We start from the raw sequence: 13740 nt of genomic DNA on the forward strand, positions 1-13740 counted from the left end.
GCGCTGGGGATACTTTACGATATGCCCACATGGGTGAAATTTCAATGACAAGCAAGGCGAACAGTCCTTGACCAGCGGCCTTTTGAAACAATCCGGTATATTTGCGCGCATAGCGGTTTCCATGCAATGCAACCGGCAGCTGGCAAAGCGCCTGTATCGCGAGTGCTGTGCGATGGCTGAAACAGCGTATAAGCTCTTCTTTACAAAGCTCTTATTAGGGTCGCTTTTCCACTATTTCTGCGGCCATAAATCCGCGCTCCCAAAAATAATACCGCGCTCGCCTGTGCCGATGTGGCGTTTGCGTAAAATACAGCCTTTTCCCGCCGATCCCGGCGCGCCTGGCCCATAATTGTCGCGGGCCGAGAATCGCTGCGTGTAAACTGGGGCTACCGCCGCGCTCACATCTGTGCTGCGTGACGTACAAACAAATCGCGCCAACCCTGATCCAAGACCGCCACGGCATTTGGATCGACATGGCGCATATCCTCCCAGTACCGTCCCGTTGGCGTATGATAGCCCAGCGCGTCCTCTTTCGCGCGCAGCGCTGCATAACGGGCACGGTCCAGATCAAGGCTGACCCGGCGGTTGCGCAGGCTCTCTGGCTTTGCCCGAGGGAAAAGCAACGCCGACGGATCTTGAGAAAGGTTCACGCAAGAGCACCCCTGCCGCGCCGCGACCAAGGCCAGACGTGCAGATTTCGCCCCCAGATCGCGCAGCGTGATATCGTCGCGCAGCGGATCAGCCGTCCCTGTGCCGTAAAAATGTGTGTCCCCCGATTTAGGGTACACCATGTCGCAGCCCATAAAGGCCAGAACCGTGGGCCGCAAAGCCGAAAGCGCCCAATACCCCGTGGTAAAGGCCATGGTCCCGCCCGCATAGACAAACCCGCCGAAACCGTTCTGCGCTGGCACAAAAGCCCTTGCCCCGATCAAACATTGGTCCGAGGAAACGCGATCCGGCATGCGGTCTGCCGGGAAATCCTCGGGATAGACCAGTGCGGTCCAATCGGGGCGCACACGCCACGCGTTATTCATAGCGACGATGTGGTCAAACCATGCGGCAGGCCAGTTTTGGCTGGCCGTCACATTCGGGCCGCTGCCCAATATCAACACTACTTTTTGTTCGCCAGTCATGGGCTGTGCCACTTTTCTATTGCGCGGTGCCAAGATGATAGAAGATGCAAGCCCGGCAACAAGCTATTTTTCAACCCCAGCGGGCAGGTCAGCCTCAAGCATTCTGACCTCGCGCTGCGGGAACGGGATCGAGATGTCATGCTCTTTGAACGTATCCCAAAGCGCCAGATAAACATTGCCGCGAATATTCGTCAGACCCCCGGTCGGATCCTTGATCCAGAACCGCAGGATGTAGTCCACGCTGCTATCGCCAAACCCAACGATATGGCAAACCGGCGCTTTGAAGGACAACACGCGGTCAACACCTTGGGCGGCCTCAATCGCCAATTTGCGCACCACATGCGGATCGTCGCCGTAGGCCGTGCCGAAATAGATATCGAGACGCACAAAATCGTTGGAATGCGACCAGTTCACCACTTGGCCGGTGATCAGGTCTTCGTTCGGGATCAGGTATTCCTTGCCATCGCGGGTCACAACAGACGCGTAACGCGCACCCAAAGTCTGAATCCAGCCAAAGGTGTCGCCAAGGCTGATCACATCCCCCGGTTTTATCGACTTATCAATCAGGATGATGATGCCGGACACAAGGTTGGACACGACTTTTTGCAGGCCAAAACCAAGGCCGACACCGATCGCACCTGACAGGACCGCAAGCCCGGTCAGGTCGATGCCAACGGCCTTGACCCCCATAAAGAACGCGATCCCGTAGAACGTCAGCTGAATGCCCTTGACCGCCAGCACCTGCATCGACGGGCTGATGTCTTGGTTTTTGCGAATGGTCGCGGCGGTGGTTTGGCTGAAAATCCGCGCGACTGCAAAAAGCAGGCCGATCACCACAAGCGCCGTAATCACCGTGAGGACAGACAACCTGAAATCTCCGACATGCAAGGCCAGTGAGTCTAGAAATACCGAAACGCTGTCGACCACATTCAGGAAATAAAGCGTCGCATAAATCCAGAGCCCCCAGGTGACCAAGCGGCGCATCGGGCGGTTGCGCACCAGCCGGGTGGCAAAGGCAATGCAGACCCAGACCGACACCAACGTTGCAAAGATACCGATCAGATAGGACCGCGACGGCCAGGTGATGTTCTGCATGACCAGATAAATCATGCTCGTAATCGCAGCAAACCAGATCAGCCCAAGCCGCCGTTTGATCTGCACGATCATACGCAGTTGCCATTTGGACCAACCATCACGGCGGCGCACCCAAGCCTGTATCCAGTTTCCTGACAGATGGTGCAGCGCCCATGAAATCAGCGCCACGGCAATCAGGATCAAAATCTGATATTGCCGCCATCCGGGTTGCAGCAGGCTTTCGCCCATGCCGAAACCACCCGTAATCAACGCCTGAATACTTTCCATGAATGTGGCAAAGGGATCAGGGCTCATTGGCAAAAACCTCGGGCGCAGGGTGAATAATTCATCCTGTGATGGTGTGACAATCAGCACGATTGAGCAAGCGGTGATCCTGCGCCCCCGTGTTCTGCCAAGCGCGGGCCATATAATACTGGCCCCGATGGGCTGTCAGATACCTTGCCTGTAGGGCTGAAAGGGTCTACTTAGCGCTTTATGACACATGTTTCAGACAACCTGTTCAACATCTGCGACCGCGCACGCCTGCGCGAACGCTTTTTCGGGGCGACCCACACTGTGCTGGCACGACTATAAAGCCTGCGCGCGCCTCGGCGCATTCCGTCTGACGACCACCAATCACACTTATTTACGGGAGAGGACCACATGTCCCCCAAAACGCTCTATGATAAAATCTGGGATGCCCATGTTGCGGATGAAGCCGATGATGGCACCTGCTTGCTTTATATCGACCGCCACTTGGTTCACGAAGTAACCAGCCCGCAGGCCTTTGAAGGTTTGCGCATGACCGGTCGCACCGTGCGCCGCCCGGACCAGACGATCGCGGTGCCGGATCACAACGTTCCCACCACGTTGGACCGCGCCAATGCGGCCACGATGACCGAAGACAGCCGCGTTCAAGTCGCCGCGCTTGATACCAACGCCAAGGAATTCGGCCTGCATTATTACCCTGTGTCCGACGTCCGTCAGGGCATCGTGCACATCGTCGGCCCCGAGCAAGGCTGGACCCTGCCCGGCATGACCGTTGTGTGCGGTGACAGCCACACGGCGACCCATGGTGCATTCGGGTCACTGGCCCATGGCATCGGCACGTCCGAGGTTGAACATGTTCTGGCGACGCAAACGCTGATCCAGAAAAAATCGAAAAACATGAAGGTCGAGATCACCGGCAAGCTGCCAACAGGTGTGACCGCCAAAGACATCACCATGACTGTTATCGGCGAAACCGGCACCGCCGGCGGCACCGGCTATGTCATCGAATATTGCGGCGAAGCGATCCGCGAGCTGTCGATGGAAGGGCGCATGACCGTCTGTAACATGGCCATCGAAGGCGGCGCACGCGCTGGCCTGATCGCGCCGGATGAGAAGACATTCGAATATTGCATGGGTCGCCCCCATGCGCCCAAAGGCGCACAATGGGAAGCCGCCCTTGCCTGGTGGAAGACGCTTTATTCCGATGACGACGCCCATTGGGACAAGGTCATCACCATCAAGGCCGAAGACATCGCGCCAGCGGTCACATGGGGCACATCGCCCGAAGACGTACTGCCGATCACAGCCAAAGTTCCTATGGCTTCTGATTTCCAAGGCGGCAAGATCGACGCCGCCAAACGGTCCATCGAATATATGGGCCTGACCGAAGGCATGCCGCTGACTGACATCACAATCGACACGGTCTTTATCGGGTCCTGCACCAACGGCCGGATTGAGGATTTGCGCGCAGCGGCCGCGATCCTGAAGGGCAAAAAAGTCAAGGAAGGCATGCGCGCCATGATCGTTCCGGGCTCTGGCCTTGTGCGTGCGCAGGCCGAGGAAGAAGGCCTTGCCGATATCTTTAAGGAGGCCGGTTTTGAATGGCGTCTGGCGGGATGTTCGATGTGTCTGGCAATGAACCCCGACCAACTGGCACCGGGCGAACGCTGTGCGGCAACGTCGAACCGCAACTTTGAGGGCCGTCAGGGCCGGGGTGGGCGCACCCATCTGGTGTCACCCGCAATGGCTGCAGCAGCGGCGATTACCGGCCATCTGACCGATGTACGCGAGATGATGTAAATTGTTGGCAGGGGTTTCGACCCTTGCCGGACAGTAGGGACACAGCATGCAAAGACGCAGCTTTCTATCCATGATCGGCGCGGCCAGCTTGACGCCACTATTGCCAACCGTCGGTGCATCCGCGCCAGCGGCAGCAATGGCGAGCGGCTATAACCGCTACCAATACGGGCTGGCGGTATTCCACGCCCGTACACGCATTGAATTGAACGCCGCTGACCTGATCGCCAAGCTTCGGGTCAACCCGGCGCAGGCACGTGCCATGATGGGTGAGATGTCAGCCTCTGGCGTTTTAACCCGCGGCGCTTCCGGCGCGGTCACTCTGTCCCAAAACCGCATCACAGCTAAACCTTATGTGCGCAAAGCGCTTCGTCAGATCACTGACAGCGCTTGTGACGCACCCATTGAACAAACCGCAGAAACACAACCTGACGGTTCACAAACTGGAGTTCAGCCATGAACAAGTTTACCACGCTCAGCGGCATCGCCGCCCCCCTGCCCTTGATCAACATCGACACCGATATGATCATTCCCAAGCAGTTCCTGAAAACCATCAAACGGTCCGGCCTTGGCGTGAATCTGTTTGACGAAATGCGCTATGATGACGACCGCAACGAGATCCCCGATTTCGTTTTGAACAAGCCACAGTACCGCGAGGCGCAAATCCTTGTTGCGGGCGATAACTTTGGCTGCGGATCGTCGCGCGAACACGCGCCATGGGCGATTGCGGACTTCGGTATCACATGTGTGATTGCCCCCAGCTATGCCGATATTTTCTATAACAACTGCTTTAAGAACGGCATTCTGCCTATCGCATTGCCGCAAGAGCAGGTGGATATTTTGATGAAAGATGCCGAAAAAGGGGCGAACGCCCGCATCGAAATCGACCTTGAGGCACAAACAATCACCAGCTCTGACGGCGAGGTTTTCACCTTCGAGGTCGACCCATTCAAGAAGCATTGTCTGATGAACGGGTTGGATGACATCGGTCTGACCATGGAAAAGGCCGCAGCGATCGATAGCTTTGAGGCCAGTGCGTCGCAGGCCCGCCCTTGGGTCTAAATTAATTTCTGGAATTGGCGACCTGAATTTCGCTTCTATAGTGGGCCACTTAATATGGCCCACTACATATGGTGCCTGCCTTAATTTTGACCCACCAATGGTGCATTATCGCACCACCTGCTCCCTCAAAATGCCCCATAGATTATGTCTTTGTTAACAACAGTCTTGAGAACTCCGGCAAAAGAAGGCATCAATTGGGCAATAATGAGGCAGGCCTTCTTCGTCAGAGGGCAACAAGTTGGAACAAGCACGCGGCATTGAATCGTGGCTGGCCAGTCTTGGAAGGGTAGTTTTGTGATTGCACGCATAGCAGGCGCGGGAGCGCGTGGCATCCTTGTGGCATTGTTAGTCACCACGCCAGCTTTGATGCTGCCAAACAGCGTTCATGATGCCGACCAAATCACCATGCTGATCGCGCTCTTGGCGTCTTTTCTGACTTTCGTAGAGTATAATTCGAAATACCCCAGCATCGTCGAATTCCGTGACGCACCGCCGTTCAATCGGCTGCGCTTTGCATCCCTGTTCGCAATCGTGATCGTGCTGACATTGATATTAAAACACAAGGTCGACCCGTCCGAGATGTCGCAGGCGTTGACCTCAATCGGCACAATCCTTGGCAACGCGATGGATTTCCCTTTCTCCCCGGTGCGTATGATTGTCCTCATGTTGCCGGAGAACACCAGTTTTGCGCGGGTGGAATCCGTTCGGGTCTCTGCCGGTATGGCTTACCTGATCTCGCTCCTCTCGATGGCGGCCTTCCTTGTGTTGGTACGTGTGATGAACTGGCCGACTCGCAAGGGCGCGTTTAACGTCTGGGTCAACATGCCTTTGTTTGATCCGACAGCGGGCGGTGATGTGATATACCGTCTTCGCCGTGATGCCCGGATCAACATCGTTGTGGGCTTCTTGCTGCCCTTCGTGATCCCCGCAGTGGTCAAGGCAGCCTCTGATCTGATAGACCCGATCACATTGCAAAATCCGCAAACCCAGATTTGGACTGTTGCCGCATGGGCGTTTCTTCCTGCCAGCATGATTATACGTGGCATCGCGCTGAGCAAGATCGCCGACATGATCGGGGAAAAGCGCCGCCGGGCCTATGCTGCCGACAAGAAGGCAGGAAAAGACGGCGACAAAAAAACCATGCAACCCGCCTAGCCATCTGCCTGCTGGTTCTGCCAGCCCCCCTATGGGCCGACCCTCTCCGCATTGCCACCTTTAACACCGAACTGTCACGCGATGGCCCCGGCCTATTGCTGCGCGACATCGTGAGAGGCGCTGACCCGCAGATTGACGCGGTGGTGCAAACCATTGCGCAAGTATCCCCCGATATTTTGGTCATCCAGGGCTTCGATTTCGATTTGGGTGGCGCGGCCCTATCCGCCTTTGCTGATCTATTGGCAGATGATGGGGCCGCTTACCCCACCCGATTTGCACTGCCGCCCAACGCAGGCTTGCAGACAACGTTAGACATGGATGGCGATGGCAAAACCGGTGGGCCGCGCGATGCGCAGGGCTATGGCCGGTTTTTCGGCGACGGTGCGATGGCGATCTTGTCGCGCTATCCTATCGTGCCGGACCAAGTTCAGGATTATTCCACCCTGCTGTGGCGCGATCTGCCCGGTGCGGCCTTACCCCAAACAGATGCGGGGCCGTTTCCATCCGTCGCGGCACAGCAAGAACAGCGTTTGTCTTCGCACGGGCATTGGGTCGTTCCTATCAAAACGCCCACAGTTGGCGCGGTCACACTGATGACCTCGCACGCGACGCCGCCGGTCTTTGATGGTGCCGAGGACCGCAATGGATTGCGCAACCAAGACGAGATCCTGTTCTGGGATCACTACATGGGCGGTGCTTTTGCCGTGCCTCCGTCCGAGAAATTCATACTGCTTGGCGATCTGAACAACGATCCGGACAAGGGCGAAGGGTTGAAACCCGCTATCTACCGATTGCTGGATCATCCCCAACTTCAAGACCCGCTAGAAGGCCGGCCAACCGCCCTGTTTGGCAGGTTGGGCGAGATGCGCGTGGATTATCTGTTGCCCTCAAGTGACTGGCGCGTCATTGCCTCGGGTGTTGTCAGAAACCCCACTGCCAGCCGCCACAGCCTGATCTGGGTCGATCTGGATGGTTAGCCGTTCTTGACGCCCCAAGCTGCTCGCGCTACGCCGCTTGCAACATATTTTGCAGGAGTTCCCCCATGGCCAACCCAACATTGCTTATCCTCGCCGGTGACGGCATCGGACCCGAGGTCATGGACCAAGTTGTCCGCATAATTGACTGGTATGGCGACAAACGCGACCTAGCCTTTGACGTTGAACATGATCTGGTCGGAGGTGCCGCCTATGACAAGCATGGCACGCCGCTGCATGACGACACGATGGCCAAGGCGCTGGAGGCCGACGCCGTCCTGCTGGGGGCCGTTGGTGGCCCGAAATACGATGATCTGGATTTCAGCGTAAAGCCCGAACGCGGTCTGCTGCGTCTGCGCAAGGAAATGGATCTGTTCTCCAACCTGCGCCCTGCACAATGCTTTGACGCTCTGGCGGATTTCTCGTCGCTCAAGAAAGAGCTGGTTGCCGGTCTTGATATCATGATCGTGCGCGAATTGACGTCCGGCGTCTATTTCGGCGAACCCCGCGGCATCTTCGAAGAAGGCAACGAACGCGTTGGCATCAACACACAGCGCTACACGGAATCCGAGATTGACCGCGTTGCCCGGTCAGCATTTGAGCTGGCCCGTCGCCGTGGCAACAAGGTTTGTTCCATGGAAAAAGCCAACGTGATGGAATCCGGCATCCTGTGGCGCGAAGTTGTGCAAAAGGTCCACGACGAAGATTACCCAGACGTTGAGCTGTCGCATATGTACGCAGATAACGGCGCGATGCAGTTGGTCCGCTCGCCCAAGCAGTTTGACGTGATCGTAACCGACAACCTGTTCGGCGATATCCTGTCTGACTGTGCCGCGATGCTGACCGGATCGCTGGGCATGCTGCCATCCGCGTCTTTGGGTGCGCCGAACGCCAATGGCCACCCCAAAGCTATGTACGAACCCGTGCACGGTTCTGCCCCTGACATCGCAGGCCAAGGCAAGGCGAACCCCATCGCCTGTATCCTGAGCTTTGCGATGGCGCTGCGCTATTCCTTTGACCAAGGCGACGAAGCCACACGTCTGGAAAGCGCGATTGAAAAGGTGCTGGCCGATGGCGCGCGTACGGCCGACCTGATGGGCCCCGAAGGTGGCACACCGATTTCCACAACTCAGATGGGCGACGCCATCCTTGAGGCGCTAGACGCCAGCCTCTAAGCTTTGCACACCCCCGAATTGAGAACCGTTCGGGGGGCCGCACACAAGACAAGGGGCATACGGTATGGACGACACAAAAGAAATTCCTGGACCGTCTGCCCCCCGAAACACAACCCTACGCGGGATGCTGCTGGGGCTAACTGCGTTCGCCGTCTACGCCACACATGACGCCGCGATCAAACAGCTGGGCGAAAAATACTCCCCCGTACAGATCGTGTTCTTTGTTGTCCTGCTCAGCTTTCCTGTCGTCACCCTCATGCTGATCAGCGACAAGACCGCTGCAAACTTGCGACCACGATCCCCTTTCTTGATCATGGTGCGGACCGTCGCCGTTGTGGTTGGTGGGTTCTGCGCCTTTTATGCATTCTCTGTCCTGCCCTTGGCCGAAACCTATGCCATTCTTTTCGCCGCCCCGATCCTGATCACAATCCTTTCTGTTCCAATTCTGGGCGAGGTCGTGCGCGCACATCGTTGGGTTGCTGTCGTCCTTGGGATGCTGGGCGTATTAATCGTCTTGCGTCCCGGTACTGCTGATCTGGGGCTTGGCCATCTGGCCGGATTCGTATCGGCTTTTTGCACCGCGCTGACAGCCGTCGTCATGCGCAAGATTGGCGGCGGCGAACGCCGCGAGGTGCTGCTGCTTTATCCGCTGTTGGCGAATTTCGTGGTGATGTTGTGCCTGTTGCCGCTCGTCTATGTGCCAATGCCGATGGCCGATCTGGGTCTGGTACTGGCAGTATCCGTGCTGGCGGTTCTGGCGATGAGCTTGATGATCCGCGCCTATACCCTTGCCGATGCGGCGCTGGTCGCCCCGATGCAATACAGCCAGATCATCTGGGCCGCGCTGTTCGGCTGGCTTTTTTTCCATGAAACAACCGATGTGATGACCTTTGTCGGGGCGGGGGTGATTATCACCAGCGGCATTTATATTGTTGTGCGCGAAACCAGTGGCTCCGCATCGCTGAACAAGCCGGTGCTGCGCGCCCTAAGCCGCCGCCCCGAAATGGGCGGTCTGCCCCGCATCAGCCTTGCCAATCCCGAAATTCAGCAGACCGTTGAGGATGCCCGCGATTAGTGCCAGTGTCGCGCTGATCCCAGCCGGAAGACCCACATGACCACACCTATCCAAGCAGAAGTATTGCTGCCCACCCAAGAACTGCGCGATGATCTGCCGTTCTACACCAGAACGCTTGGCCTGCGGCTAGACAGTATCTTTCCTGCGGATGATCCGTCGGTGGCCAGCTTCTCGGGCCACGGGTTGCGCATCCGCATCGAAAAGGGCGCGGATGTTCCGCCTGGAAAAATCCGCATCCTGACCGATGATCCTGATGGCTTTGCGGATGGCGCGCGTGCGTTGGTGGCACCCAACGGCACCCAAATCGAAATCGCGCCGCTATCGCCAACTGTTGATCAACCGCAAACCCAGCACGAATTCGCCGTGCGCCGCCTGCGCGACGAGGCCCCTTGGGTCATTGGCCGGGCGGGCATGCATTACCGTGATCTGATCCCCTCGCGCCTTGGCGGGTCGATAATCGCCAGCCACATCCGCATTCCCGATGGCGGCCCTGTACCGGATATGGTTCATTACCACACGGTCGGGTTTCAGCTGATCTTTTGCTATCGCGGCTGGGTCGATGTCCTGTACGAGGATCAAGGCGACCTGATCCGCCTGCACGCGGGCGATTGCGTTACTCAGCCGCCCGGCATCCGCCACCGCGTCGTCGAAGCATCTGCCAATATCGAAGTCATCGAGATTGGCGTGCCGGCCGAACATGTCACCACCATCGATCACGAGATGACCCTGCCCAATGGCAAGGGTGATCCAATGCGTGAATGGGACGGCCAGCGTTTCGTGCATCACCTGAAAGACGGTGCTGTCTGGCAACCGTTCCGCATCCCCGGCTTTACGGCGCGCGATACGGGGATCAGCGACGGCACCAAAGGGGTGGCCGGTATCCAAGTGGTCCGCACCGATGGACACACCCCGCCGCCCAGCAAGCATGACGCAGACATTCACTTCACCTTTGTCATGGAGGGGACGATGACCCTGACCGCCGAGGGCCAAGACCCGCGCGACTTGCAACCCGGCGATGCCTTTGTCATCCCACCGGGAATGGTGGCCCAATACACCAACTGCTCGCCCGATCTTGAGCTTTTGGAAGCCGCCCTGCGCGGTGACTGTGCCACTACCCTTCTGGACTAGGTGAGGTTATCGCCAGAACACCTGCGGGCTTTCGCCATTCGCGAGCAGCGGCACATCCGCCAGTGACTGCCCGTCCCCGCGGACCTGATGCATATCACAGCCCATGGAGGCCCCAAAACGCTTCAGGTGAGCCTCAAGCGCTGCTTTATCCAGCCGATGCCATGGCTCCGCATTGTCGATCATTCCGTATTTCAACAGCGTCTGTCCCATCGCGGCAAAATCAACCTCGGCTGACATCATCAGGGCCGCACGGCGCACGCCAGCCGGGGCCCAGTAGGATATGCAGTGATCCAGCCCGATCCCGGTGCCCGCCTCAAACCAGCGGGTTTGATCCAGCATGTATTGATACTCATTCGATTTGCGCCGCTTGATGATTGCGATGCTTGTGTCAGCACCGCAAACATAATTCACCAGATGAAAGGGCGACCCGTCCGGCCCGATGATATGGCGCGCCGACCGATAGTGCCTGATCTGATCGGCAAAGCTGTGGTCCTGCGGATGAAAGATCAGATAGCCCTCAGCGCGCAACAAATCCTCTAGCGCGCCCTCCCCTAAAATGCTGCGGCGTTTCTCAGTGAACTTGGAGCGCGAGATATAGATTTTCTCGTGCCCGGTCGGCGACAGATCGTCCCGGATATGCCCGCGAAGGTAGGCGCGGTATTCGGGCGAAGACATCATGTCGCTTTTGATGCCGCTGCCTTGGGGCGGGATAATCAACCTATCCACCTGATAGAACTGATCCACGATCTTCCAGCTGAAAGGCGCATCCAGAATGGAAAACAGTTCGTCAAAGCTGGCCTTTGCCGTGTCTTGGTAGGTGTTGTAGACTGGAAAGAACAAAACGCCTTCGATCTTTTCGTCTATGTGATCCAAGGCCCAAACGCGGGCCAATGTCTCGCTGAAGAAGTGGCCAAATTGCGGATTATACACGCCGCCAAACAGCCATGTCCCCGGCAAAGACGTGATGCGACCCGGCCTTGGGTGTCCAGCCTCTACCGTGGCGGGTTGCCCTTGGGAATGCCAGCAAATCGCTTGGGGCACTTCGCATTGGTGCGCATCGTAAACGCTGGCTTTGATCCGCCACCCTTGGGTTCTGGGGCGATGCGCAAGGACGGCGTCGTTAACAGTTATGATGCCATCCACCAACGGCACCCGAGGGTCGATTGCAAAAGACGCCGGCGGCGCTGAGGGAGATATATTCATTTTGCCATCCTCCCCTTTTGGGCCGCTTTGTTGGGTGATCTTAGCAGCTGATGTACAATTCAAATAGGGCCGCGCGTCAATTGAACGCAGTGCAGACGGCACTTGCGAAATTGTCCCGCCTTGTCGCATGATAATACGTAAGGCAGTGCAAAATACAGCAGGGGAACGATCATGGCGGGCACCACACCTGAACCGGCGGCCGACGTGCGCGCCACCCTTCATAACGTCGAGGTTTTGGGCGGCAGGCATCTTAAGCGGCGCATTATTGAAACCATGATCGACGGGTCATTCGAAAAACCCGAAATTGACGCGGGTCTAGCCTGCATCAAGCCGGGCGACAGGGTTATTGAAATGGGTGCAGGATCGGGCACTGTGGGTGCGATCCTGACCAAGAACATATCGGAAGTTCAGATCCTGTCCTTCGAAGCGAACCCGAACCTACTGCCCGCGATCAACGCGCTTTACGAACACAACGGGTTAAGCGACCGCAATACCGTACGAAATAACGCAGTGGTTGCTGGCGAGGACGCCCCTGAAACGATCAATTTTTATGTCCGGAAAAACTTCCTTGGGTCACGGGTATTTGCAGAGAATAACGAACCGGAAACCCAGATGGTTCAGGTCGAAACCGTCCAATACGAGACATTGCGCAAAGAGTTCCCCCATAATGTTTTGATGTTGGACATTGAGGGGGCCGAACTGGATTTCCTACGCGCTGCAGATTTGTCGGACGTGGATCTTGTGATTATCGAATTGCACCGCAAAGTATATCACCGCCCCGGCATGCAGGAATGCAAACGCGCTTTTGCCAGCCAAGGGTTCATCTTGGACGCGGCCAATTCAAAGCGCAGCGTGTTCACCTATAAAAAGCAAAACCGGATCGACGCTGCATAGGCTTCGACCCTTCAAGGGGGCCGCGTTATGCCTCTGTGCGCCCCTCGAAACACTTCAATGCGATGCCAGCCTCTTGCAGTGCGGCTTTGACCGACCGTGCGATATCGACCGCCTCTGGCGTGTCACCGTGCAGGCATATCGTGTCGATCGCGGCGGGAATTTCCTTGCCGCTTTCTGTGATGATCGCGCCCGCCTGAACCATTTTGACCATCCGCTGCCCGGCAAGGGCTGCATCATGGATCACGGCACCGGGCTGGGACCGGTCCACCAGCGTCGCGTTGTCGTTATAGGCGCGATCCGCAAATATCTCTCCGGCCCATTTACAGCCCAGCGATTGCGCTGCGTCCTGTTGCGCCGTCGCGGATAGCACCATGACGATCAGATCAGGGGCCACGCTTAGCGCGGCCTCGTATAGATCACGCGCAAGGGTTTCATCCTCGGACGCCATATTGGCCAACGCACCGTGCAGTTTCAGGTGGCGTACCTGCGCCCCGATGCTGCGCGCCATGCCGACGCTTGCGGCGACTTGGTAGCGGACCTGATTTTGCAACGTGCTGCGCGGCACGGACATGCGGTTGCGGCCAAAGCCGGCGATATCCATGAACCCCGGATGCGCGCCTATGCCGACGCCGTTTTCATGCGCCATCTTCATCGTCGCCGCCATCACATCGGCGTCGCCCGCATGCCCGCCACAGGCGATATTGGCCGAGCTGATGATTTTCAGCAAAGCCGCGTCATCGCCCATTTTCCACGGGCCAAAGCTTTCGCCCATATCGGCGTTCAGATCGACGGTGATCATG

General features: G+C 57.4%; 15 protein-coding genes. 11 read left to right on the forward strand and 4 right to left on the reverse strand.

The window, feature by feature from the left end; all coding sequences use genetic code 11:
- Nucleotides 1-398 precede the first annotated feature (398 nt).
- Nucleotides 399-1133 (reverse strand): hypothetical protein, encoded by a 735-nt coding sequence (locus BM347_RS14365; protein WP_093917190.1) that lies wholly within the window; start codon nt 1131-1133, stop codon nt 399-401.
- Nucleotides 1134-1196: 63 nt separating this feature from the next.
- Entirely contained in the window at nt 1197-2522 is a 1326-nt protein-coding gene (locus BM347_RS14370) for a mechanosensitive ion channel family protein (protein ID WP_093917191.1), read from the reverse strand.
- Nucleotides 2523-2544: 22 nt separating this feature from the next.
- On the opposite strand from BM347_RS14370, the gene BM347_RS17780 reads away from it, so the two are divergent.
- The 10 genes from BM347_RS17780 (at nt 2545) to BM347_RS14415 (ending at nt 10843) form a co-directional block, all read left to right on the forward strand.
- Entirely contained in the window at nt 2545-2676 is a 132-nt protein-coding gene (locus tag BM347_RS17780) for a hypothetical protein (RefSeq protein ID WP_281247862.1), read from the forward strand.
- Nucleotides 2677-2702: 26 nt separating this feature from the next.
- Entirely contained in the window at nt 2703-2801 is a 99-nt protein-coding gene (locus BM347_RS14375) for an isopropylmalate isomerase (protein WP_093917192.1), read from the forward strand.
- A gap of 69 nt (nt 2802-2870) precedes the next feature.
- Nucleotides 2871-4277: a 3-isopropylmalate dehydratase large subunit gene (gene leuC, locus BM347_RS14380; protein ID WP_093917193.1), complete on the forward strand. Its 1407-nt coding sequence runs from the start codon at nt 2871-2873 to the stop codon at nt 4275-4277.
- Between the two features lie 46 nt (nt 4278-4323).
- Complete coding sequence (locus BM347_RS14385) at nt 4324-4734, forward strand: hypothetical protein (RefSeq protein ID WP_139226493.1); 411 nt, start codon at nt 4324-4326, stop codon at nt 4732-4734.
- Nucleotides 4731-5336: a 3-isopropylmalate dehydratase small subunit gene (gene leuD / locus BM347_RS14390; protein ID WP_093917195.1), complete on the forward strand. Its 606-nt coding sequence runs from the start codon at nt 4731-4733 to the stop codon at nt 5334-5336. The genes BM347_RS14385 and leuD overlap by 4 nt, the downstream gene beginning before the upstream one ends.
- A gap of 294 nt (nt 5337-5630) precedes the next feature.
- Nucleotides 5631-6491 (forward strand): hypothetical protein, encoded by an 861-nt coding sequence (locus BM347_RS14395; RefSeq protein ID WP_093917196.1) that lies wholly within the window; start codon nt 5631-5633, stop codon nt 6489-6491.
- A gap of 11 nt (nt 6492-6502) precedes the next feature.
- Nucleotides 6503-7468: an endonuclease/exonuclease/phosphatase family protein gene (locus BM347_RS14400; RefSeq protein ID WP_425442469.1), complete on the forward strand. Its 966-nt coding sequence runs from the start codon at nt 6503-6505 to the stop codon at nt 7466-7468.
- A gap of 65 nt (nt 7469-7533) precedes the next feature.
- Nucleotides 7534-8640, forward strand: coding sequence for a 3-isopropylmalate dehydrogenase (gene leuB / locus BM347_RS14405; protein WP_093917198.1), 1107 nt, complete (start codon nt 7534-7536; stop codon nt 8638-8640).
- A gap of 64 nt (nt 8641-8704) precedes the next feature.
- Entirely contained in the window at nt 8705-9715 is a 1011-nt protein-coding gene (locus BM347_RS14410; RefSeq protein ID WP_093917199.1) for a DMT family transporter, read from the forward strand.
- Nucleotides 9716-9751: 36 nt separating this feature from the next.
- Nucleotides 9752-10843 carry a cupin domain-containing protein gene (locus tag BM347_RS14415; protein ID WP_093917200.1) on the forward strand — a complete coding sequence of 364 codons (1092 nt, stop codon included), beginning with the start codon at nt 9752-9754 and terminating at the stop codon, nt 10841-10843.
- Between the two features lie 6 nt (nt 10844-10849).
- Here BM347_RS14415 and BM347_RS14420 read toward each other — a convergent pair whose 3' ends face one another.
- Nucleotides 10850-12046 (reverse strand): glycosyltransferase family 61 protein, encoded by a 1197-nt coding sequence (locus tag BM347_RS14420; protein ID WP_175498589.1) that lies wholly within the window; start codon nt 12044-12046, stop codon nt 10850-10852.
- Between the two features lie 171 nt (nt 12047-12217).
- Here BM347_RS14420 and BM347_RS14425 point away from each other — a divergent pair, with 171 nt between their 5' ends.
- Nucleotides 12218-12940: an FkbM family methyltransferase gene (locus BM347_RS14425; protein ID WP_093917330.1), complete on the forward strand. Its 723-nt coding sequence runs from the start codon at nt 12218-12220 to the stop codon at nt 12938-12940.
- A gap of 25 nt (nt 12941-12965) precedes the next feature.
- Here BM347_RS14425 and BM347_RS14430 read toward each other — a convergent pair whose 3' ends face one another.
- Nucleotides 12966-13739 (reverse strand): LamB/YcsF family protein, encoded by a 774-nt coding sequence (locus BM347_RS14430; protein WP_093917202.1) that lies wholly within the window; start codon nt 13737-13739, stop codon nt 12966-12968.
- Nucleotide 13740 lies beyond the last annotated feature (1 nt).

This window comes from Sulfitobacter marinus, from assembly GCF_900116285.1.
GTDB classification, from domain to species: Bacteria; Pseudomonadota; Alphaproteobacteria; order Rhodobacterales; family Rhodobacteraceae; genus Sulfitobacter; species Sulfitobacter marinus.

What these genes read in the sequence shown, in the direction of transcription:
- BM347_RS14365 (WP_093917190.1), bottom strand. Translation starts at nt 1,133, where the DNA reads ATGACTGGCGAACAAAAAGTAGTGTTGATATTGGGCAGCGGCCCGAAT.
- BM347_RS14370 (WP_093917191.1), bottom strand. Translation starts at nt 2,522, where the DNA reads ATGAGCCCTGATCCCTTTGCCACATTCATGGAAAGTATTCAGGCGTTG.
- BM347_RS14375 (WP_093917192.1), top strand. Translation starts at nt 2,703, where the DNA reads ATGACACATGTTTCAGACAACCTGTTCAACATCTGCGACCGCGCACGC.
- leuC (WP_093917193.1), top strand. Translation starts at nt 2,871, where the DNA reads ATGTCCCCCAAAACGCTCTATGATAAAATCTGGGATGCCCATGTTGCG.
- BM347_RS14385 (WP_139226493.1), top strand. Translation starts at nt 4,324, where the DNA reads ATGCAAAGACGCAGCTTTCTATCCATGATCGGCGCGGCCAGCTTGACG.
- leuD (WP_093917195.1), top strand. Translation starts at nt 4,731, where the DNA reads ATGAACAAGTTTACCACGCTCAGCGGCATCGCCGCCCCCCTGCCCTTG.
- leuB (WP_093917198.1), top strand. Translation starts at nt 7,534, where the DNA reads ATGGCCAACCCAACATTGCTTATCCTCGCCGGTGACGGCATCGGACCC.
- BM347_RS14410 (WP_093917199.1), top strand. Translation starts at nt 8,705, where the DNA reads ATGGACGACACAAAAGAAATTCCTGGACCGTCTGCCCCCCGAAACACA.
- BM347_RS14415 (WP_093917200.1), top strand. Translation starts at nt 9,752, where the DNA reads ATGACCACACCTATCCAAGCAGAAGTATTGCTGCCCACCCAAGAACTG.
- BM347_RS14420 (WP_175498589.1), bottom strand. Translation starts at nt 12,046, where the DNA reads ATGAATATATCTCCCTCAGCGCCGCCGGCGTCTTTTGCAATCGACCCT.
- BM347_RS14425 (WP_093917330.1), top strand. Translation starts at nt 12,218, where the DNA reads ATGGCGGGCACCACACCTGAACCGGCGGCCGACGTGCGCGCCACCCTT.
- BM347_RS14430 (WP_093917202.1), bottom strand. Translation starts at nt 13,739, where the DNA reads ATGATCACCGTCGATCTGAACGCCGATATGGGCGAAAGCTTTGGCCCG.